The organism is Rhodanobacter sp. FW021-MT20 (assembly GCF_041107475.1).
In the GTDB taxonomy this organism is placed as follows: Bacteria; Pseudomonadota; Gammaproteobacteria; order Xanthomonadales; family Rhodanobacteraceae; genus Rhodanobacter_A; species Rhodanobacter_A glycinis.
The window spans coordinates 203,819-223,645 of record NZ_JBGBPX010000002.1 but is presented as its reverse complement, the minus strand read 5'-3'; the positions used below and the strand labels follow the sequence as shown (position 1 = coordinate 223,645).

Sequence of the window (19,827 nt, the reverse complement as noted above, 5' to 3'; positions counted from 1 at the left end):
GGCGCCGGCACTGACGGAAAATCAGTGCCCGCGCCGGCGTATGCCGACACCGCTTACCGAGCACAAACCCAGCAGGATGCAGACGATGCCGACGCCTTCCATCAGCGTCGGCTGCTCGTGCAGGATGATCCAGGCCAGCAGCACGCTGACAATCGGCACGCCCAGGCTGGACAGGCTGGCCACCGCCGTGGGCAGGCGTTGCAGCACGAATAGCCACAAACCCCAGGCGATGCTGGAAGCGAACACCACGCAATAGGCCAGCCCGGCCACGAAGGCCCCGTTCCATTCGATTGGCCGCTGCGGCAACAGCAGCGCGATGATCGCCAGGCCGATGCCGCCGAACAGCATCTGCCATGCCGTGAGACTGAGCGGCGAGCAGGTATGGCGCTGGAACATCCGTTTGCTCAACACCGTACCCAGCGCCCAGCCTGCACCACCCAGCAGGGCCAGCGTCGTGCTGTGCCAACTGCCCATGCCGCGCCAGGGTTCGAGAATGCAGAGCAGGCCGAGCGCGGCGAGCGCCAGCCCCAGCCAGTGCCGCGCGGTCGGACGCTCGGCCAGCAAGGGCCACGCCAGCAGCACGGCCCAGAACGGCATGGTGTAGGCCAGCAGCGCCACGCGTCCGGCGCCGCCGGTCACCAGCGCCCATTGTTCCAGCCCCTGGAACGCGGTGGTCTGCGCCAGGCCGATCAGCACGGTGGCCAGCAGCGGTGGTGGCCGCAGCGATTGCTTCGCCACCAGCAACGCGGCAAACAGTACCAACGCCCCCAGCAGGTAGCGGATCGCCGAAAAATCGAACGGCCCCGAGTAACGCAGCACCTGCTTCATCACCACCCAGCTGTAGGCCCACAAGCCGATGGTGACGAGCATGGCCAGCACGGCGGTGCGCTGCGGGGAAGACGATGAAGCCATGGATCGAGATCACGAAGAAGGAAATCACGAGTCTATCCGCATCGTCGCCGCCGCTGCGCTACATTGCCTGCTCCGAAGGAGGACATTGCATGCAGCGCTGCGCCTGGGCCGCCGATGGCGACGACTTGATGTGCGACTACCACGACCGCGAATGGGGTGTGCCGCTGCACGACGACAACGCCTTGTTCGAATTCCTGTGCCTCGAAGGGGCGCAGGCAGGGCTGTCGTGGCGCACCGTGCTGGTCAAGCGCGAAAACTACCGCAAGGCGTTCCATGGCTTCGACATCGCCCGCGTCGCGAAGATGACCGATCGCGACCTGGAGAAACGCCTGCTCGATCCCGGCATCATCCGCAACCGCCTGAAAGTGTCATCGGTCCGCGACAACGCCGTGGCCGCACTCAAGGCCATCGACGAATTCGGGAGTCTGGACGCCTGTCTGTGGTCGTTCGTCGACGGCAAGCCGATCGTGAATCGCTGGCGCGAATCAAGCCAGGTGCCGGCCACCACGCCGCTGTCCGACCACATGAGCAAGACGCTGAAGAAACGCGGCTTCCGCTTCGTCGGCGGCACCATCTGCTATTCGCTGATGCAGGCAACCGGGATGATCAACGATCACCTCGTCGGTTGTTTCCGGCATCCAGAAATCTCTTCTGCCTGAGGGTGTACACAATGCCAGAAGCTTGCGTTGTGCTGATTGCGCTGATGAGGGATGGGACTTTCTGGACTGCTTTAAGCGCGCTAGCGACGCTTGCAGCAGTGATAGTTGCCATTGTTGTTCCGTGGGTTGCGCATGGCCGAGCGAAACGTGATGCACTCGATGTTGCAAATGCAGCGCTCAAAGTACTTCAGCAAGAGTTGAAGGCTGTTGCGGAACAGGCAGATAGCGCTTCGGAATTGGCTAGGCGCCTAGCTTCCGGAGTGTTGCATCCGGACCCAAGCGGGTCTGGCGACTTCGTCCGAAAGCTGAAGGCGTTCGAAGTGAGAAAATTGAAAGACCTGGCGCATATTGAATTCCCGACACTGCAGGCCTTTGGTGACCGGATTCGTGGAGCCAAGCCGGATTTGGCTCTATCTGTGATGTCTGGCTATGGCGAGCTTATGCGAGCGCGCCTGATATTGCAGTCCATCGTGAATCATTGGACTGAGGGCCAGTCACCTTTCGCTGACGATCTTCTTGCGTATGGCAAGGCGGCAGATACCATTTCTTGCGCTGGGCGTCGCGCCGCAACGCGTATCGACAGTTCGCTTCGATGAATTGCGCGCTCAGCGTCGCCGCGAGCCGCGCAGGCTGTTGATCGAGAAGCTGGCCATCTCGCCGCCGCCGGGGATGCGGCGCGATTGTCCCGGCGGCGGACCCCAGGCGTGCGCGGTGACGACTTCCCACGTGGCGGGAATGCGGCCGTCTACGCGCATGGTTTCGTAGGCTTCGAGCATGGCGCGGTAACGTGATTTTCCGGCGAGGCCGCGTGCGCGCGTGGCATCGGCGTTGGTGGCACCCAGGCCCTGCAGTTCTTCCAGCAATTTGCGCGGCTCGCTGTAGGTCAGGGTGAAGCGATCGACGTCCAGCACCGGGTCGCGCAGGCCGGCGTTGATCATGGCGTCGCCGATGTCGTGCATGTCAAGGAAACGGCTGACGTGCGGCTGGCCGTCGGCGGCGGCCCAGGCGGCGCGCAGTTCCTTCAGCGTGTCGGGGCCGAAGGTGGAGAACGTCAACATGCCGCCGGTCTTGAGCACGCGCACGCACTCGCCGAACAGCGCGGGCAGGTCGTCGATCCACTGGAAGCACAGGTTGGAATGCAGCACGTCCACGCTGTGGTCGGGCAGCGGCAGCGCGGTGGCGTCGGCACAGATGCGTTGAAACGGTTTCAGCCAGGCGCTGTGGCGCTTCGCTTCGCGCAGCATCGGCAGGGCGGCATCCAGTGCGATCACCTGCGCTTTCGGCCAGCGCTTCTTCAGCAGCGCGGTGCCGCGACCGGGGCCGGCGCCGACATCGACCACGCGCGCCGGCTCTTCCAGATAGAAGCCCAGCCGATCGAGCAGCAGCGTTTGTACTTCGCGCTGCAGCGCGTCGTGTTTTTCGTAGCTGCGCGCAGCCGCGCCGAAATGGCGACGGACCTGGCGGTGGTCGACGTGGAAATCATTCATGGCGTGGGGTTTGCTCTGAAGCGGGCCAGCAGCGGCTGCAACGCCGCGGCAACGGCATCGGCATGGCCGAAGAAGGGGGCGTGGCCGGCGTGCGCAACCTCGCTGAATCCGCCGTTGGCAGCGTCGGCCGACCATTGCATGGACAGCGGATGCACCAGCCGGTCGCGGCGACCGGCGATCCACTGATTCGGCACGCCCAGTCGCGGCAGGTGTTCGCGCAGGTCGGTGTTTTCCAGCAGGCGAATGCCCTCCTGCAGCACGCGCAATTTCGGCTCGCCGCGCGCGAAGGCGTCCGCGCGCAGGCGCCGCAGTTCGGCGCGCGGGTCGGGGCTGCCCATGGCCTCCAGCGCCATGAAGCGTTCCAGCGTGGCGTGGTAATCGGTTTCCAGGTCCTGCGCGAGCTGGCGCACCATCGCCGGCGCATTGCCGTGCGGCCAGCTCTCGTCGCGCACGAACTTTGGCGTGGCACACAGCATGGCCAGCCCGCGCACGTGCTGCGGTTGTTCCAGCGCGGCGACCAAGGCGACCAGACCACCCAGCGACCAGCCCAGCCACACGGCCGGCGGCGTGGCCGCGGCCACCGTTTGCGCGATGACGTGCGGTTCCAGCGGCAGGTCGCAGTCACGCGAATAGCCATGGCCGGGTAGGTCGATCACGTACAAGGTGCAGTCGTCGGCCAGAGCCTCGACCAGCGGCGCGAACAGTCCGCCGTGCATCGCCCAGCCGTGCAACAGCACCAGTGGCACGGGGCCGCGGCCGTGGGTTTCGATGTGCAGCGTCATGCGCTTTTTTCCTTCTCCCCGTCGGGGAGAAGGTGGCCCGAAGGGTCGGATGAGGGGCGGGTGCTTGCGGAGATGTTTAATGGAACAGACTTTGTAGCCAAGTCATCGCCAGGTTGGCCCCTCACTCCAGCCCTCTCCCCGGCGGGGAGAGGGAGTTGGTGTCTGGCGGGGAGAGGGAGCAGATCCGGCCCCACCGCACCGCGGTTGTCGAACACGAAGCAGCCGCCTTCCCAATGCGCGCCGCCGGTTTCCTCGAAATACTTGAGCACGCCGCCGTCGAGCTGGAATACGTGTTCGATACCGGCATCGCGCATGTGCAGCGCGGCCTTTTCGCAGCGAATGCCGCCGGTGCAGTACGACACTACGGTCTTGCCTTCGTAGCGGGCACGGTCGGCGGCAATGGCCGCGGGCAGGGCAGTGAACTGCGGCAGGCGATAATCCACGGCTTGCGGGAATTTGCCGACGTCCGTTTCGTAGTCGTTGCGCGTGTCCAGCAACAGCAGTTCGCGGCCGTCGTCATCGTGACCCTGGTCGAGCCAGCGTTTCAGCGTGGCGGCATCCACTGCCGGCGCACGCCCGGCTTCGGGGCGGATCGCGGGTGCACGCAGGGTAATGATCTCCTTCTTCACTCGCACGCGAAGACGGCCAAACGGCGCAGTGTCCGACGGCGATTCCTTCGTCTCGATATCCGCGAAGCGTGGATCTTCGCGCAGCCATGCCATGAATGCGTCCAGCGCGTCGCGCGGCCCGGCCAGGAACAGGTTGATGCCCTCCAGTGCCAGCAATACGGTGCCTTTCAGTGCCAGCGCCTCGCAGCGTTCGAACACGCGCTCGCGCAGGGCCGGGAGGTCGTCCAGGCCGACGAATTTGTATGCGCAGAGATTGACGATCGACATGCGGGGAAATCGCGGAGGCAAGCGGCTGATTATACGTGGCGGGGGGCGATGGCCGGGATTCAGCCGGCGCCGGACATCAAGCGCAGCTCGTCCAGGGCCTGCAGCAGGTGGTCGATATCGGCTTCTTCGTGCGCGGCCGACAGCGTGATGCGCAGCCGCGCCTGGCCTTTCGGCACGGTGGGCGGACGGATCGCACCTACCAGGAAACCGCGTTGCTCCAATGCTTGCGCGGTATCCAGCGCAGCCTGCGCATCGCCCAGTTGCAGCGGCTGGATCGCGCTGGGCGAAGGCATCAGCGCCAAGCCGAGTTCGGCGGCACCAGCGCGGAAACGGGCGATCAACGCGGCGAGTTTTTCGCGGCGCCAGCTTTCCTCGCGCGCGGCGATGACCGCGGCCAGCGCAGCAGCGGCCAGCGCGGGTGGCATCGCCGTGGTGTAGATGTACGGGCGAGCGAATTGCAGCAGGCCGTCGATCAGCGCGGCCGAACCAGCGACGAAAGCACCGCTGCAGCCCAGCGCCTTGCCCAGCGTGGCCATCAGTACAGGCACGTCACGCTGGCCAAGCCCGGCGGCGCGAATGCTGCCGGCGCCATCATCGCCGAGCACGCCCAGGCCGTGGGCATCGTCCACCATCAAGGTGGCGCCTTCGCGCGTGCACACGGCGGCCAGTTCGCGCAGTGGCGCCACGTCGCCATCCATGCTGAACACGCCGTCGGTGGCAAGCAGGGCGGCGCTGTCGGGGCGGCTCTGCAACTGGCGCGCGGCGCCGGCCACGTCGGCGTGCGGATAGCGTTTCAGTTCGGCGCCGGCCAGTTGCGCGCCATCGATCAGGCAGGCGTGGTTGAGCTTGTCCTGCACGCAGGTGTCGCCACGTTGCAGCAGTGCCTGCAGCGTGCCGAGGTTGGCCATGTAGCCGGTGGAGAACAGCAGCGCGCGTTCGCGCCCGGTCCATTCGGCCAGCGCCTCTTCCAGCATCGCGTGCTCGCGCCGATGGCCGCAGATCAGATGCGCCGAGGTGCTGCCCACGCCTTCGTCGTCGGCGGCGCGCTTCAGTGCAGCGATCACCTGCGGATGCTGTGCCAGGCCCAGGTAGTCGTTGCTGCAGAAGCCGAGCAGGCGGCGGCCTTCCGATTCCAGCCACGGGCCGTCGCCGTGCTCGACCACGCGCAGGCGGCGCAGCAGGCCGGCACGCTCGCGCCGGGCCGTCTCGGCGGCCAGTCGATGAAGAAGCTCGGGTCTGGGCATGGGGCGGTTATCCGTGCGACGGATGCTGGCGTCATCCCCACTTGCGCAGGGATGACGCCAGCAGGGTCATGCCGCCGCGCCGCAACCGCAGCTGTTGCCGCAACAGGCGGCTTCGTCGGCGCTGGCAGAATCGAGGATGTCCGCGTGCACGGTGCCCGAGGTCTCCACCACGTCCAGCGGATGCAGGTCGAGCCGGCGGAACAGGGCGTGGTCGTGCGCCACGTCAGGATTGCCGGTGGTGAGCAGCTTGTCGCCGGCAAAGATCGAGCCGGCGCCGGCGAAGAAGCACAGAGCCTGCACCGCATCGTCCATCTGCTGGCGGCCGGCGGACAGGCGCACGATCGAGCGCGGCATCAGGATGCGCGCCACCGCGATCGCGCGCACGAATTCGAACGGGTCGAGCTTGTCGGTATTGGCCAGTGGCGTACCGGGCACCGGCACCAGCTGGTTGATCGGCACCGACTGCGGGTGTTCGGGCAGGTTGGCCAGCGCCTGCAGCAGGCCGGCGCGCTGCTCGCGCGTTTCGCCCATGCCGACGATGCCGCCGCAGCAGGTCTTCAGGCCGGCGTCGCGCACCTGGCCCAGCGTTTCCAGCCGGTCCTGGTATTCGCGGGTGTGGATGATCTCGCCGTAGAATTCCGGCGCGGTGTCGATGTTGTGGTTGTAGTAGTCCAGCCCGGCATCCTTCAGTGCCTGCGCGTGACCGTCGCCAAGCAGGCCCAACGTGGCGCAGGTTTCCAGGCCCAGCCCCTTCACCGCGCTGACGATGGCGGCGACCTTGGGAATGTCGCGATCCTTCGGCCCGCGCCACGCCGCGCCCATGCAGAAGCGACTGGCGCCTGCGGCCTTGGCGGCTTTCGCGCGCGCCAGCACGTCGTCGATCTCCATCAGCTTCTGCGCCTGCACGCCGGTGTCATAGCGCGCGGCCTGCGGGCAGTAGGCGCAATCCTCGGGGCAGCCGCCGGTCTTGATCGACAGCAGGGTCGACACTTGCACGGCGTTCGAGTCGTGGTTTTCCTGATGCACTGTGTGCGCGCGGTACAGCAGGTCGTTGAACGGCAGGTCGAACAGCGCGAGCACTTCGTCGCGGGTCCAGTCGTGGCGGGTCGGGGTAGCGGTCACTGTCTATGCTCGCGGGATCAAAGCGAAAGTGTGGAAGTCGCGGCCTCCGTGTGTCAACTTCAATATGCTATTTCAGGTTGACGATGCGTGGACGCATGCGCCCCGCTACCATCGGTGCATCGCGTCGAATGGAGTGATTCGTGCAGGGAATGGCACGCCGCTGGATCGAAGTCCTGCGATACGGCTTGTTGCCACCGCGCTGCCTGCTGTGCGGCGCGCAAGGGCATGACGGCATCGACCTGTGCGCCGATTGCGCCGCCGAGTTGCCGCGCAACCACCATTGTTGCGCCCGCTGCGCCTTGCCGTTGCCCACCTCCGCTGCGCTGTGCGGTCAATGCCAGCGCCATCCGCCCACCTGGGATGCCGCATGGGCGCCATTTCGTTACGGCTGGCCACTGGATCGGCTGGAATCGCGCTACAAGTTCGGCGCCGCGCTGGCGGCCGGTCGTGCGCTGGGCGCCCTGTGGCAACGCGAGCCGCTGACGATCGAGCGGCCGGCGCTGATCGTACCGGTGCCACTGCATCGCACCCGCTTGCGTCGGCGCGGCTACAACCAGGCGCTGGAGTTGGCCCGACCGCTGGCGAAGGCGCTTGGTGTGCCGTGTCGCCACGACGTGCTGCGACGCGTTCGCGCCACCGATGCACAAACCGAACTCGATGCCGTCGCACGCCGCCGCAACGTGCGCGCCGCCTTTGCCGTGCGCGAAGGCATCGTGCTGCCATCGCACGTAGCCGTCCTCGACGACGTGATGACCACCGGCGCCACCCTGGCCGAATGTGCCCGCGTGCTCAAGCGTGCCGGGGTGCAACGCGTGGATGTGTGGGCACTGGCGCGCGCACCGTCACGACGTGATTGATGTTGCCTGCACAAGCCGTTGCAGACAGTGACGGTCAATGTCGCACATGTCGGAGACGATCAGGGCAAATCCGCATGGTCGAACGTATCCCTTTCGCGTCGACGGCACCACGCCCATCCTGCCCATCTTCGATCAAGCCGCGGTGCTGATTTACAGGGGTTTCATCGGCTTCATGGTGCGCCGGGAACGAGGCATGCGCGACGCGAGAACAAGTGCGAGCTGCTGGCGGTGACACACGTGCACATGCTGGCTGTCATTCGCTTGCGCCTGATGCCTCCAGCTTGTCCAGCGCATCCAGAAACCGTGTGACGCGCCACGATAGACGGCCCAGTGGCGTGAAGTGCGCAGGATCGAGATGTCCATTGTTCTGCTCGATCTGGGGCAGGGCAAAGCCGGCGCTGGCCTGGGTCCTGAAATCGCCGTACAGGTCCATTGCTTCCGACACAACGGTGCACCGGGATTCGGGTACCTGTTCCATCGTGTAATGACGAATCTTGCGGCTGTCGTAGTAAGCCATGCCATTCGACAGTGGAAGATCGAGCGACGTACCAAGAGCACGGAACGCGTCCGGGCCGACCGATTCGTGGAACCAGCCATGCACATGGGGCAGCGTGCGTACGGCCTGGAAGTAGAGCTGCACGACCAGAAAGTAGCCGCGCAGCACCTCGATGCAGCTCGCGATACGGCCGCCATTGAGTTCGGACAATCCGCGCGTGGACATCAGCGTGTCCAATGGATTGCGGAAGGTGAATATCTGGTGCGATGTGTAAAAGCGGCGGCACTGGAAATCGAACAGCTCGCTGCATTCCGCTGTCGCGTCATGAGGGTTGATGACGATCTTCGAGCCAACGTAGCGATAGTGCCGGGCCAGTTTTTCGAGGTAGTCGTGCCAACGGGCATCGTGTTCGAACAAGCGAGGGCAGTAGCTGCTCTTGGTCTCCTGGTTGCCCCAGGCGCGGTGCATGCCGTTGTAGCGCGAGGCAAAGTCGGGGGTTCCCGGGTCGCGATGAAAAGCGGGTTCACCGAACAGGAAAATCTCACGGGAATCGTTCAGTGCACCTTGCAGGATGGTCGTGCCCGTCCGGGCCGCGCCGATGACGAACAGGCCCTGTCGAGCAACCGGGTCATCGGTCGCCGACCCTGTGTCCGCGGGCGTTCTGGTGTCGTCGTCAACCGGCGTGCGGGATGGTTGGCGCATGAGCAGGTGATGGAGTTTGAACATGGGGCCAGCTGACGTTCGAACCGGGAAGTATCGAGGCGCAGTCTTGCATACGATGCCTTGCGCGTGCGGGACATCCATGGCGCAGGTCCGTAGGTTACCCTCGACAGGGTGTTGATACGGACATGAATGATGGCATTCAACGACCTGCCGCCACGCTCTAGAGGAAACCCCATGTTGGCAGCGGCCATATGGGCTGCCTGTGGTGGGGCGTTGATGTTCTGCCTGCTGCTGGATGCTTCGTATCTGTGGCCCGGGCATGTCGGCTGGCTGGCGGTGGGCGACTCGGCACAGAGTTACATGGGGTGGCTCGCCTTTCGAGCGGAGCCATGGATGTTCCCGCTGGGCCGGCTGCATGCGCTTGGGCTGGAACAGGCTCATTCGATCGTCTATTCCGACTCGATCCCGCTGCTGGCATTGGTCTTCAAGCTGTTCCGGAGATGGCTGCCCGCGACGTTCCAGTACGACGGCATCTGGCTTTGCCTGTGCTATGTCTTGCAGGGTTATTTCGCCTGTCGCCTGCTGTCCCTGTTCACGCGAAGTCGTCTGCTGCTGGCCGTCGGAACCGTGTTGTTCCTGCTCAGCCCGATCATGTTGCTTCGTGCCCAGGCTCATCTGGCGCTGAGCGCGCACTGGATCATCGTCTGCGCGCTCTATCTGTACTACGTGCCGCCGAGCCGTGGCCGGCTGTGGCAGTGGCTGGCGCTGTTGTGGCTGGTACCGCTGGTGCAGGCCTACCTCGTGGTCATGGCCTATGCGATCTGGGCGGCCTATCTGTTGCGCTATCTCGTCCTCGATCGTGCTCGATTGGCGAAATCGATGCTGTGGGCAGCGCCGGCGTCGATCGGCGGCTCGCTGCTCCTGATGTGGCTGGCCGGCTATTTCGGTGACATGGATGTATCGGCTGGCGGCTTCGGCTTCTATTCGATGAATCTGCTGTCGCCATTCATGCCGGTAGGCATTCGTCCCTTCCTGATGCCGGCGCTGTCGCCTGCGACTGCGGGTCAGTACGAGGGATTCAATTACCTTGGTGCCGGTGTCTTGCTTGCATTGATGGCGGGAGCGGTCTGGTGGTGCTGGCGGGGACGTCGGCCTGGCCAGGTGCAAGCATGGCAAAAGCGGCCAGGAACGGCGATTGCACTGTGTGCATGGGTGCTCACGGCACTGGCCGTGTCGAATGTCGTGACTTTCGGGTCGCACGTACTGTTCACGTTGCCCTTGCCCACCATCGTTGCCAAGTGGGCCAACACCTTCCGCTGTTCGGGGCGATTGTTCTGGCCGGTTTACTATCTGTTGATGCTGGTCGCGGTCCGCGGATTGTCTCGATTGCCCGTCCGGGGAATGCAGGTGACGGCCATCGTGGTATTGCTGTTGCAGTTCATCGACCTGCAGCCTTTCCTGCAGGTTTCTCGCCACACTGCAGCAGGCAAAGTCGCAGACGGCCATTTTCCGCAGACCTCTTCGGCGTTCTGGAACGAGGCGCGGGCACGCTATTCCAATCTGTACGTGATCCCGGGCCATTACAGCGGTGATGAGTACATCGCCTACGAAATGCTGGCGCTATCCCATGGCTTCGGTATCGATACGGCCTACTATGCGCGACTTCCCGCGCCGTACCTGCAACGCGAGCGCACGCAGCGGCATGATGCGTTCTTCCGCGGGAAGCTCGATGCCCATGGCCTCTACCTCGTGCAACCGGACATGTGGCAGCGACTCGCGCGTATCCAGAATGGCTTTCCCGCGGGTACTGGCATGGGCATGGTCGACGGCTTCCATGTCGTCGCGCCGGGCTGGTTTGCGCATGGTCAACGCGGCGTCCTGCATCATCCGTCGCGCGTTGGTTATGCGGAAGCCTTGCCGGGCCACATCTATCATTTCAGTCCGGATGCTGCGGGGCTTGCTTTTCAGCTGGCAGGCTGGAGCCATCCCGGCGACGGCGGCACCTGGTCAAGCGGAGCCACCGCCGAATTGGGCCTCCGCGTGGCATCGCCCGGAGCTGGCGTGCGCCTGGTCATGGGTGTATTGCCCTATCTGCCAGTGGCATTTCCGAAGCTCACTGTCGATGTTTCTGCCGGCCAGCATCTGCTGGCACGCTGGTCGTTCGAGCGCGGCAAACCCATGCCGATGACGGTAGTGAGGGTGCCGTCCGAAGCGATGGATGCGCAGGGCAACCTCCATGTCGAGTTGCGCTTCGACCAGCCGCGGTCGCCGCTTGCTGCCGGCGAGAGCGCGGACCCTCGTGATATTTCGGTAAACCTGCAAAGCCTGCAGGTCGAAACAGTCCGGAATCAGCCGCAGGGGTAGCGGTTCACTATCTGACCGCCAACGCCAGCACGATGCCGATCCACACCGCCAGGCCCCACCAGTTGTTGTGGCGAAAGGCAGTCAGGCAGGGGCCGCGTTCGCGTTTGCGGATCAACCACAGTTGGTAGGCGAACAGGCCGGTGGCGACAAGCAGGGCCAGCCAGTACGGCCAGCCCAGGTGTGCGCGCTGGCCGACGAAGACCATCGCCAGCAGCAGGGTGGCCATCAGGATGCCGAGGATCGGCAGGTCGGCGTCGCCGAACAGGATCGCGGTGGATTTGGCGCCGACTTTCAGGTCGTCGTCGCGGTCGACCATCGCGTACTCGGTGTCGTACACCACCGACCACAGGATGTTGGCGATGAACAGCAGCCAGCCCAGCGGCGGCACCGTGCTCGTCACGGCGGTGAACGCCATCGGGATCGACCAGCCGAACGCCGCGCCCAGCACCACTTGCGGCAGGTAGGTCCAGCGCTTGGTGAACGGGTAGATTGCCGCCAGCGCCGCGCCGATGAACGACATTTCGATGGTGAGCTTGTTGGTGAACAACACCAGGATGAAAGCGAACACCAGCAACGCGGCGAACACGATCAGCGCCTCGCGCGGCGTCACCCTTCCGCTGGCGATCGGCCGGCCGGCGGTGCGTTCCACCTGCGGGTCCAGCTTGCGGTCGGCAAAGTCGTTGATCGCGCAGCCGGCCGCGCGCATCGCGAACACGCCCAGGGTGAAGATGATCAGCAACTTCCATGGCGGAAAATCGTCAGCCGCCAGCCACAGCGCCCACCACGTCGGCCACAGCAGCAGCAACGCGCCGATCGGGCGATCCATGCGGGTCAGTACCAGATAGTCGTGCGCCTTCTCGCGCTGGCGCAGTGGCAATTTCTGCAGCAGCCAGTCCAGCACGCGACTGGCACGGGTCGAACTGTCGGCAGGACCCGCAGGCCTGGCCGCCGCCGGCCGTGGCGCACGCACGTGTGGCCGGGTCTGGGTGGACGATGCAGGTTTGCGCCGCTGGCGCTTGCGCGGAGGAGGAGCCATCGGCGAAGTGTAGCGTGAGCCGATGGCGGAGGCAGTGTGGCCTGTCGGGAGAAACGCGTTGTGCCGCACGATCCCGGCTTCGGGTCAGTCCGGTGAGCGCATGTGGCCATCGAGCGGCTCCACACGGATTCGCCGACCTCTCTTGACGTCCGGTTCAACTACGCCGCGCCAAGATCGGCCATGGCCCTGACCGGAGCGGCGTATGAAGGCGATCCTCTGCACTCTCACCCTTGCGGCGATGTTTGGTCTGGCGGCTTGTCACGCCAACCGGGACAAGCCGGTAGCGTCGGACGGGCCTGCGGCAAGTTCGTCTGCGCCGGCACCGGGCACCGCCAAGGCTATCGAGAAGTCGCGCAATGCCATGATGGACAAGAGCATGGATATCCAGAGCGAGCACTGGGCCTCGACGCCGGCGGCGTCATCCACGACGGCGTCATCACCAGCAGTCACGCCCGGGACCACGGCGCCGCCAAAGGCGGCGACGCCTGCAGCCACTCCGCCGGCAGTACCCGGCAGCGGGCACTGAAGTCCGTCCCGGGGGGCGGGCCCTGCCTGCGCGGAAACCTCGGGTCAGGCTCCTTCGGCAACGGCAAGCGAAGTTGTCGAGGATGGTCCTTGTCGAGGACGTGGGGCGTTGTCAGTGGAGGGCGCGTCAGGCACGCCACGTGAGGGCAATCGATGCCATGCGTCGACCACCGTTTCGAGCTGGATCTGGTCCACGCGCTGACATTCCGGCAGGCCGCCGACCACGCTTACCGCCCCACCGCGCCCGCTGCGGGGCGCCCACGTGCGTGGCGACCGGCCGCCGAACAGCACCACCAGCGGGCAACCCAGCGCGGCCGCCAGGTGCGCCGGCCCGGTGTCGACGGACACCATGCTGTGGGCGATGTCGAGCAAGGCCTTGAGGCGACCCAATGGCAGTGCGGCTATCTCGATGGCCGGCGTCGTCGGTCCCACGGCCGCCTTGAGCTGGCGCAGGTAACCGGCTTCCGCGGGCGACCCGCAGAACAGGATTTGTGCATGCGGCATGGCCTGCGTCATGGTTTGCGCGAGGGCGGCCCAGCGGTCCGCCGGCCAGGATTTGACGTCTTCATCGGCTGCACGCACCCCGTTCCAGCGCATCGTCCGCTTGTTGGCCGGTTGCAACAGCACCAGCGGGCGTTGTGTCCAGTGGCGCGCGCGCAACCATTCGTCGCGGTCCAGTTGTTCGCCCTGGCTGACCCGCAAGTCGGGGGCTCCGCACCATTCCGGTATCGCGTGCCCGGCGTGGTCGCGGAACGCGCTTGGCGTGGTGTCGCTGAAGCGCGACAGCCAGTCCAGCCAATGCTCATCTTCCCGCATCGGCAAATCCTCGATGAACTGGCAGTGCTCTGGCGGTATGCCCGCCAGCTTCAGCATCGGGCGGATCTTGGTCCGGGCGCGGTTGGCTGGCTCGGCAATGTAGAACGGATGGCCGCGTAGCCGACGCAGTGCCAGGATCGCTTTCCAGCGCTCGGGGCGGATCCACAGCGGCCCATATTGAGTGGCCAGCGGGATCAGGCCGGCGACTTCCGGCTGGGCCGAAAACAGCGTGGCCGACCAGTCGCCGAGGGACAGCAACTGGCAGGGCTGGCCATAGCGTCGGGACAGCTTGTGCAGCAAGGGCTGCAACAGAATCGTGTCACCGAGGCGACCGAAGCGCACCACGACCGGGCTGCAAGTGACGTCCATCAGAATCGCCAATAGGGCCCGAGAAGGCGCGATAGGCGTCCAAACGCTCATCCGCGGAAGTGGTGTACATGATGGGAGTCGAAACCGGCGGGTGCCATTGGGCCACTCCGGGCCGGGCGCCCGGTTTGTGCGCAGCCCTGTCAGGGCGCCCCGCGGCGCCCCGCTTCATTCACGCAGCAGCAGGCGGTACGCCGGATTCTCGCTTTCGTCGCAGTGCGGGTAGCCCAGCGTGTCGAGGAATTGGCGGAACGCGGGCTGCTCATCGGCGGGCACCTGGATGCCGACCAGGATGCGGCCGTAGTCGGCGCCCTGGTTGCGGTAGTGGAACAGGCTGATGTTCCAGTCCGGGTGCATGTGGCCGAGGAAGCGGGTGAGTGCGCCGGGGCGTTCGGGAAATTCGAAACGGTAAATCCGCTCGTCGTCCGCCAATGGCGAGCGGCCGCCGATCATGTGGCGCAAGTGCAGCTTGGCCAGCTCGTCATCGGTGAGGTCGAGCACGTCGAAAGCCTGCGCGCGAAACGCGGTGGCCAGCGCCTCGCGTTCATTGCGGCCGGTGGTCTGAATGCCCACGAACAGGTGCGCGCGGGTGGCGTCACCGATGCGGTAATTGAATTCGGTGATGCTGTGCTGGCCAAGCGCGGCGCAGAAGCGGCGGAAACTGCCGCGTTCCTCGGGGATCGTCACCGCGAACACCGCTTCGCGCTGTTCGCCCACTTCGGCCCGTTCGGCGACGAAGCGCAGGCGATCGAAATTCATGTTGGCGCCGGAAACCACCGCGACCAGCGCGCCGTCGATGTCGCCGCGCGTGGCGGCGTATTGCTTGAGTCCGGCCAATGCCAGTGCGCCGGAGGGTTCGGGCACGCAGCGGGTTTCCTGGTAGACGTCGCGGATGGCGGCACAGATGGCGTCGGTGTCCACGCGCAGCATGGCGTCCACGTGGCGCTGGCACAACGCGAAGGTGAGCGCGCCGACCTGCTTCACCGCGGTGCCGTCGGCGAACAGGCCGACTTCGTTCAGCAGCGCGCGTTCGCCGCTTTCCAGCGAGCGTGTCATCGCGTCCGAATCGGTCGCCTGCACGCCGATCACTTTCACCCCGGGACGTTGCGCCTTGATGCACGCGGCGATGCCGGAAAGCAGGCCGCCACCGCCTACCGGCACGAACACCGCGTGCAGGTTATCCGGATATTGGCGAAGCAGTTCCAGGCCAACCGTGGCTTGCCCGGCGATCACGTCGAGATCGTCGAAGGGGTGCACGAACACGCTGCCGCGTTCGGCCTGCACACGTGCAGCGGCTTCTTGTGCGTCGCTGTAGGAATCGCCGGCCAGCATCACTTCCACGAAGTCGCCGCCGAGGCGGCGCACCGCGTCGATTTTCACCTGCGGCGCGGTGACCGGCATCACGATGACGGCGCGAATGCCGAGCTTCGCCGCGGCCAGGGCCACGCCTTGCGCATGGTTGCCGGCCGAAGCGGCCACCACGCCGCACGCGCGTTGTGCCGCATCCAGTTGCACCATGCGGTTGTAGGCGCCGCGCAACTTGAACGAGAACACCGGTTGCTGGTCTTCGCGCTTCAGCAGCACGCGCGCGCCGAGTCGGGCGGACAGCAATGGCGCGTCATCCAGCGCACTCACGTGGGCCACGTCGTAGACGCGTGAGGCTTGCGCGCGCTGCAGCAGCTCGCGATCGGTCGCGGCTGCATCGGCGGTGGCTTGTTCGGCGAGCCGTGCGTTCAAGGCTGGGCAGCCAGCGCCAAGGGGGCGCTGTCGTCACCGATCAGCGACAGCGTGTTGACGTCGATCACGTCGACCAGCTTGCGCGTCTGCCGCACGATCTGGTCCAGCACCGAGGCGCTGCCGTGCAGCACCAGGGTCAGCTGCGACACCGACGGATCATGGGTGGCGGCGACGGTCAGCGCATCGATATTGCAATGACGCGCGGCAAACAGGCCGGCCACGCGTACCAGCGCGCCGGATTCGTTCTGCAACAACAGGGACAAGGTGTGTTTCATGGCAACCCTCCGAATCGTTCGGTAGTGAATCTCTCTCCCATTGGGAGAGGGTGCCGGCAGGCGGGTGAGGGTACGGTCGGAGCGAAACGTCGAGACTTCGCCGAACCCTCATTCGGCCCTTCGGGCCACCTTCTCCCAGAGGGAGAAGGAAAAAAGCTCAGAACATGGATGTCGAGGGAACCTCGTTCGTGTCGGCCGGTATCTCGCCGCGCGAAGCGATGAAGTCGCCGGTAATCATTTGTGCGTAAGTGGCCCCCGGCCCCACCATCGGGTAGACGCCGGCATCGGGGTCGATCATCACTTCCAGGAAGGCCGGGCCGTCGAAGGCGAGGAACTCGGCGATGGTGGAAGCCAGCGCCGACTTGTCGTCCAGTCGACGCGCCCAGGCGAAGCCGTCGGCCTCGGCGGCCTTGATGAAATCCTTGCGATGCAGGCTGCGGTCGCTGGCACTGAAGCGGCCTTTGAAGTACAGCTTCTGCCACTGCCGCACCATGCCGTCGCCGACGTTGTTGAGCACCACCACCTTCAGCGGCAGGCCGTAGGTGGTGACGGTTTCCATCTCGCCCAGGTTCATGCGGATGCTGGAATCGCCGTCGATGTCGATGACCAGCGCATCGGGTCGCGCGAACTGCGCGCCGATCGCCGCGGGCAGGCCGAAACCCATCGTGCCCATCGAGCCGGAGGTCAGCCACTGGCGCGGCTGGCGGAAATCGAAATACTGCGCAGCCCACATCTGATGCTGGCCAACGCCGGTGCTGATGATGGCGCGGCCCTGCGTGTGGCGATTGATTTCCTCGATCACCGCGTAGGGCTGGATCAGCGCGCTGTCGCGGTCATAGTTCATCGCGTGAGTGTGCTTGAGCGCGGCGACGTGCGCATGCCATTCGTCCGGCGCCGGACGTGCACCGTGGGTGATGCCATAGTGGGTCAGCCGCTCCAGTGCGGCGGCGAGCGGGCCGACGTGGTGCCAGTCCACCGCTTTCACCTTGCCGATTTCCGCGGGGTCGATGTCCAGCTGCGCGATGAACTTCGCGCTGGGGGCGAACTTGTCCGGCACGCCGGCCACGCGGTCGTCGAAGCGGGCGCCAAGGGTGAACACGAAGTCGCAGTCGTCCACCGCGTAATTGGCGTAGGCGGTGCCGTGCATGCCCAGCATGTGCAGCGCCAGCGGTGTGGTGGTATCGACGGCGCCCAGGCCCATCAAAGTGGTGGTCACCGGGATGCCGAAGGCTTCGGAAAATGCGCGCAATGCCGGTGCCGCGCTGGCGGCGATGACGCCACCGCCGGCGTAGATCAGCGGGCGTTTTGCCAGGGCCAGTGCGGCGAAGAAGCTGGCGCAGGCATCGTCGTCGAGGCGCGCCGATTCCACCGCATGCAGGCGTGTGCGATAGCCGGGAATCGGCAGGCGGCACTGGCCGTCGAAATGCAGTTCGGCGTTCTGCACGTTCTTCGGAATGTCCACCACCACCGGGCCGGGGCGGCCGCTGCGGGCGATCTCGAAGGCGGTGCGCAAGGTGGCTTCCAGCGTCTGTGCGTCGGTGACCAGGAACACATGCTTGGCGCAGGCGCCCATGATGTTGCTGATGGGGGCCTCCTGGAATGCGTCGCTGCCCAGCGAGGTGGTAGGCACCTGCCCGCAGATCACCACCAGCGGGATCGAATCGGCCATCGAGTCGCGCACCGGGGTGACCATGTTGGTGGCGCCGGGGCCGGAGGTGACCACGGCCACGCCCACCTTGCCCGAGGCGCGCGCGTAACCGGAGGCCATGAAGCCGGCACCCTGTTCGTTGGCCGGCACCACCAGCGGCATCGCTTCGCGGCCGTCGGGGCCGGCGTGTTCCGCGTTGTAGCGGAACACCGCGTCGTACACCGGCAGGATCGCGCCGCCGGAATAGCCGAACAGCACACTGCACCCTTCGTCGGCCAGTACCTGTACGACCACCTCGGCGCCGCTCATCGGCTGGCTGGCGAGGGGGTGGTGGTCGGTGGCGATGGAGGAGGCAGCGGGGGCTGTCAGCGTTGATGTGGTCACGATGGGTTCCTGAATGCGCCGGGCGGGCCGGCAGGTCGGGCACGGGTCTTGAAAGGCCGTGCCGGTGGGCTATCTGTCGGACCGCGCGGCCGGGCATGCCGGCCAGCGAGCGGGTGCCGACCGATGCTTCAATTGCGGATCAGTTCGTGCTGGACGGCGGGATGCACGGGCACGCCGAAGGTGGTGATGATGCGAAGGTCCTGTTCCAGCGTGGAGAAACGCTGCCACTCGATGTCGTTGACGTCGGTGCTGCTGGAGAAGGTTTGTGCGGCATCGTCTTCGAAACCGAGCTGGCAGATGCGGCCGGCCTGCGCGGGTTCCTGGCGGATCGAGAAGTTGAGCTGCTCGGTGCGCCACATGGCGTAGGTTCCGTTCACCACGGCCTGCGGCTTCTGGCCCAGGCGGGCGCTGTAATCGGCGATGGAGGCGTCCAGGTCAGCGACGGCCAGGGCGATATGGAAACGTTTCATGGCGAACCTCGTCTTCGTGGATGGGTAAAGCGGGCCGCGCGGCCTCATGCACGCGCGGCCTGATGCCGGTTTCAGCCGGCCTTCTTCAGCGACTCCGCCGGCGCGGCGGTGGTCGGGTGCAGCCAGGTCATGCGTGCGCGCAACTTGGCGCCGACCGCCTCGATCGGGTGATCGAGATCGGCCTGCTTGTACTTCTTGTAGTTGGGCAGGCCGGCCTGGTATTCGGCGGTCCAGTTCCTGGCGAAGGTGCCGTCCTGGATGTCCTTCAGCACGTCCTTCATGCGCGCCTTCACGCTGGCGTCGATCACCCGCGGGCCGCTGACGTAGTCGCCGTACTGCGCGGTTTCGGAGATGAACTCCAGCATCTTCGCGATGCCGCCTTCGTAGAACAGGTCCACGATCAGCTTCAGTTCGTGGAACACCTCGTAATAGGCGATTTCCGGCTGGTAGCCCGCCTCGATCAGGGTCTCGAAGCCGGCCTGCACCAGCGAGCTGGCACCGCCGCACAGCACGGCCTGCTCACCGAACAGGTCGGTCTCGGTCTCTTCCTTGAAGTCGGTCTTGATGATCATCGCGCGGCCGCCGCCGATGCCGTCGGCATACGCCTTGGTCTTCGCCTCGGCCTGGCCGCTGGCATCCTGGTGCACGGCCCAGATGCACGGCACGCCGCGGCCGCGCTCGTACTCGCTGCGCACCAGCGCGCCCGGACCCTTCGGCGCGACCAGGATCACGTCGATGTCCTTGCGCGGCTCGATCTGCTTGAAGTGCACGTTGAAGCCGTGCGCGAACAGCAGCGCGGCGCCGGGCTTGATGTTCGGCTCGATCGCCTCCTTGTAGACGGCCGGCTGCACCATGTCGGGGGTGAGTACGGCGACCAGGTCGGCGCCGCGCACGGCTTCGGCCGGTTCCGCCACGGCAAAGCCGTCGGTGTAGGCGCGGTTCCACGAGGGACCGCCCTTGCGCACGCCGACCACGACGTCGAGGCCGGAGTCTTTCAGGTTGAGCGCATGCGCGCGGCCCTGGCTGCCATAGCCCAGGACAGCGATGCGGGCGTTGGCGAGCGTGTCGTTGGTGGTGCTCATGCGGTA

General features: G+C 65.7%; 20 protein-coding genes. 6 read left to right on the top strand and 14 right to left on the bottom strand.

What is annotated here, in order from left to right; translation table 11 throughout:
- Positions 1-21 precede the first annotated feature (21 nt).
- Positions 22-912: a DMT family transporter gene (locus AB7849_RS03890; RefSeq protein WP_008211226.1), complete on the bottom strand. Its 891-nt coding sequence runs from the start codon at positions 910-912 to the stop codon at positions 22-24.
- Positions 913-1,001: 89 nt separating this feature from the next.
- Between AB7849_RS03890 and AB7849_RS03885 the strand changes: the two genes are divergently transcribed.
- On the top strand, positions 1,002-1,571 hold the full coding sequence (locus AB7849_RS03885; RefSeq protein WP_037099711.1) for a DNA-3-methyladenine glycosylase I: 570 nt from the start codon (positions 1,002-1,004) through the stop codon (positions 1,569-1,571).
- 29 nt (positions 1,572-1,600) lie between these two features.
- On the top strand, positions 1,601-2,167 hold the full coding sequence (locus tag AB7849_RS03880; RefSeq protein ID WP_157618074.1) for a hypothetical protein: 567 nt from the start codon (positions 1,601-1,603) through the stop codon (positions 2,165-2,167).
- Positions 2,168-2,176: 9 nt separating this feature from the next.
- Here AB7849_RS03880 and bioC read toward each other — a convergent pair whose 3' ends face one another.
- The 5 genes from bioC to bioB form a co-directional block, all read right to left on the bottom strand.
- A complete protein-coding gene (gene bioC / locus AB7849_RS03875; protein ID WP_008211222.1) occupies positions 2,177-3,058 on the bottom strand; it encodes a malonyl-ACP O-methyltransferase BioC in 882 nt (293 codons plus the stop codon).
- Complete coding sequence (gene bioH, locus AB7849_RS03870; protein WP_369500620.1) at positions 3,055-3,840, bottom strand: pimeloyl-ACP methyl ester esterase BioH; 786 nt, start codon at positions 3,838-3,840, stop codon at positions 3,055-3,057. Before bioH ends, bioC begins: the two co-directional genes overlap by 4 nt.
- Complete coding sequence (locus AB7849_RS03865) at positions 3,837-4,736, bottom strand: sulfurtransferase (protein WP_008211220.1); 900 nt, start codon at positions 4,734-4,736, stop codon at positions 3,837-3,839. Before AB7849_RS03865 ends, bioH begins: the two co-directional genes overlap by 4 nt.
- 59 nt (positions 4,737-4,795) lie before the next feature.
- Positions 4,796-5,980, bottom strand: a complete 1,185-nt coding sequence (gene bioF / locus AB7849_RS03860) for an 8-amino-7-oxononanoate synthase (RefSeq protein WP_369500619.1) — start codon at positions 5,978-5,980, stop codon at positions 4,796-4,798.
- A 66-nt stretch (positions 5,981-6,046) separates the two neighbouring features.
- A complete protein-coding gene (gene bioB / locus AB7849_RS03855) occupies positions 6,047-7,102 on the bottom strand; it encodes a biotin synthase BioB (protein ID WP_008216440.1) in 1,056 nt (351 codons plus the stop codon).
- A gap of 149 nt (positions 7,103-7,251) precedes the next feature.
- On the opposite strand from bioB, the gene AB7849_RS03850 reads away from it, so the two are divergent.
- Together AB7849_RS03850 and AB7849_RS03845 are read left to right on the top strand one after the other, a co-directional pair.
- Positions 7,252-7,959 (top strand): ComF family protein, encoded by a 708-nt coding sequence (locus AB7849_RS03850; protein ID WP_369500667.1) that lies wholly within the window; start codon positions 7,252-7,254, stop codon positions 7,957-7,959.
- Positions 7,960-8,005: 46 nt separating this feature from the next.
- Positions 8,006-8,191 (top strand): hypothetical protein, encoded by a 186-nt coding sequence (locus AB7849_RS03845; protein WP_369500618.1) that lies wholly within the window; start codon positions 8,006-8,008, stop codon positions 8,189-8,191.
- A 21-nt stretch (positions 8,192-8,212) separates the two neighbouring features.
- On the opposite strand, the gene AB7849_RS03840 is transcribed toward AB7849_RS03845, so the two are convergent.
- Complete coding sequence (locus AB7849_RS03840; protein ID WP_369500617.1) at positions 8,213-9,259, bottom strand: hypothetical protein; 1,047 nt, start codon at positions 9,257-9,259, stop codon at positions 8,213-8,215.
- 93 nt (positions 9,260-9,352) lie between these two features.
- Here AB7849_RS03840 and AB7849_RS03835 point away from each other — a divergent pair, with 93 nt between their 5' ends.
- The gene (locus tag AB7849_RS03835) at positions 9,353-11,482 is read left to right on the top strand and encodes a DUF6311 domain-containing protein (RefSeq protein ID WP_369500616.1); all 2,130 of its coding nucleotides are present in this window, start codon (positions 9,353-9,355) and stop codon (positions 11,480-11,482) included.
- Positions 11,483-11,489: 7 nt separating this feature from the next.
- Here the strand turns inward: AB7849_RS03835 and ubiA are convergent, their stop codons facing one another.
- Positions 11,490-12,383 carry a 4-hydroxybenzoate octaprenyltransferase gene (gene ubiA, locus AB7849_RS03830; protein WP_439822705.1) on the bottom strand — a complete coding sequence of 298 codons (894 nt, stop codon included), beginning with the start codon at positions 12,381-12,383 and terminating at the stop codon, positions 11,490-11,492.
- Between the two features lie 337 nt (positions 12,384-12,720).
- Between ubiA and AB7849_RS03825 the strand changes: the two genes are divergently transcribed.
- Complete coding sequence (locus AB7849_RS03825) at positions 12,721-13,044, top strand: hypothetical protein (protein ID WP_147628434.1); 324 nt, start codon at positions 12,721-12,723, stop codon at positions 13,042-13,044.
- A gap of 44 nt (positions 13,045-13,088) precedes the next feature.
- Here the strand turns inward: AB7849_RS03825 and AB7849_RS03820 are convergent, their stop codons facing one another.
- The 6 genes from AB7849_RS03820 to ilvC all read right to left on the bottom strand — a co-directional run bounded on the left by AB7849_RS03820 (position 13,089) and on the right by ilvC (position 19,821).
- Entirely contained in the window at positions 13,089-14,228 is a 1,140-nt protein-coding gene (locus AB7849_RS03820; RefSeq protein WP_147628433.1) for a glycosyltransferase family 9 protein, read from the bottom strand.
- Between the two features lie 165 nt (positions 14,229-14,393).
- Positions 14,394-15,962 (bottom strand): threonine ammonia-lyase, biosynthetic, encoded by a 1,569-nt coding sequence (gene ilvA / locus AB7849_RS03815; protein WP_147628432.1) that lies wholly within the window; start codon positions 15,960-15,962, stop codon positions 14,394-14,396.
- Complete coding sequence (gene ilvN / locus AB7849_RS03810) at positions 15,959-16,237, bottom strand: acetolactate synthase small subunit (protein WP_008211731.1); 279 nt, start codon at positions 16,235-16,237, stop codon at positions 15,959-15,961. The genes ilvA and ilvN overlap by 4 nt, the downstream gene beginning before the upstream one ends.
- A gap of 157 nt (positions 16,238-16,394) precedes the next feature.
- Positions 16,395-18,194, bottom strand: coding sequence for a biosynthetic-type acetolactate synthase large subunit (ilvB, locus tag AB7849_RS03805; RefSeq protein WP_369500666.1), 1,800 nt, complete (start codon positions 18,192-18,194; stop codon positions 16,395-16,397).
- A 203-nt stretch (positions 18,195-18,397) separates the two neighbouring features.
- Positions 18,398-18,739, bottom strand: a complete 342-nt coding sequence (locus AB7849_RS03800; RefSeq protein WP_092701688.1) for a hypothetical protein — start codon at positions 18,737-18,739, stop codon at positions 18,398-18,400.
- 71 nt (positions 18,740-18,810) lie between these two features.
- Positions 18,811-19,821 carry a ketol-acid reductoisomerase gene (gene ilvC / locus AB7849_RS03795; RefSeq protein WP_092701685.1) on the bottom strand — a complete coding sequence of 337 codons (1,011 nt, stop codon included), beginning with the start codon at positions 19,819-19,821 and terminating at the stop codon, positions 18,811-18,813.
- Positions 19,822-19,827: the final 6 nt, after the last annotated feature.

What these genes read in the sequence shown, in the direction of transcription:
- bioH (WP_369500620.1), bottom strand. Translation starts at nt 3,840, where the DNA reads ATGACGCTGCACATCGAAACCCACGGCCGCGGCCCCGTGCCACTGGTG.
- AB7849_RS03845 (WP_369500618.1), top strand. Translation starts at nt 8,006, where the DNA reads ATGTCGGAGACGATCAGGGCAAATCCGCATGGTCGAACGTATCCCTTT.
- AB7849_RS03850 (WP_369500667.1), top strand. Translation starts at nt 7,252, where the DNA reads ATGGCACGCCGCTGGATCGAAGTCCTGCGATACGGCTTGTTGCCACCG.
- AB7849_RS03825 (WP_147628434.1), top strand. Translation starts at nt 12,721, where the DNA reads ATGAAGGCGATCCTCTGCACTCTCACCCTTGCGGCGATGTTTGGTCTG.
- ilvC (WP_092701685.1), bottom strand. Translation starts at nt 19,821, where the DNA reads ATGAGCACCACCAACGACACGCTCGCCAACGCCCGCATCGCTGTCCTG.
- ilvN (WP_008211731.1), bottom strand. Translation starts at nt 16,237, where the DNA reads ATGAAACACACCTTGTCCCTGTTGTTGCAGAACGAATCCGGCGCGCTG.
- AB7849_RS03885 (WP_037099711.1), top strand. Translation starts at nt 1,002, where the DNA reads ATGCAGCGCTGCGCCTGGGCCGCCGATGGCGACGACTTGATGTGCGAC.
- AB7849_RS03835 (WP_369500616.1), top strand. Translation starts at nt 9,353, where the DNA reads ATGTTGGCAGCGGCCATATGGGCTGCCTGTGGTGGGGCGTTGATGTTC.
- AB7849_RS03840 (WP_369500617.1), bottom strand. Translation starts at nt 9,259, where the DNA reads ATGGATGTCCCGCACGCGCAAGGCATCGTATGCAAGACTGCGCCTCGA.
- ilvB (WP_369500666.1), bottom strand. Translation starts at nt 18,194, where the DNA reads ATGAGCGGCGCCGAGGTGGTCGTACAGGTACTGGCCGACGAAGGGTGC.
- bioC (WP_008211222.1), bottom strand. Translation starts at nt 3,058, where the DNA reads ATGAATGATTTCCACGTCGACCACCGCCAGGTCCGTCGCCATTTCGGC.
- bioF (WP_369500619.1), bottom strand. Translation starts at nt 5,980, where the DNA reads ATGCCCAGACCCGAGCTTCTTCATCGACTGGCCGCCGAGACGGCCCGG.
- AB7849_RS03890 (WP_008211226.1), bottom strand. Translation starts at nt 912, where the DNA reads ATGGCTTCATCGTCTTCCCCGCAGCGCACCGCCGTGCTGGCCATGCTC.
- AB7849_RS03800 (WP_092701688.1), bottom strand. Translation starts at nt 18,739, where the DNA reads ATGAAACGTTTCCATATCGCCCTGGCCGTCGCTGACCTGGACGCCTCC.
- AB7849_RS03820 (WP_147628433.1), bottom strand. Translation starts at nt 14,228, where the DNA reads ATGGACGTCACTTGCAGCCCGGTCGTGGTGCGCTTCGGTCGCCTCGGT.
- AB7849_RS03865 (WP_008211220.1), bottom strand. Translation starts at nt 4,736, where the DNA reads ATGTCGATCGTCAATCTCTGCGCATACAAATTCGTCGGCCTGGACGAC.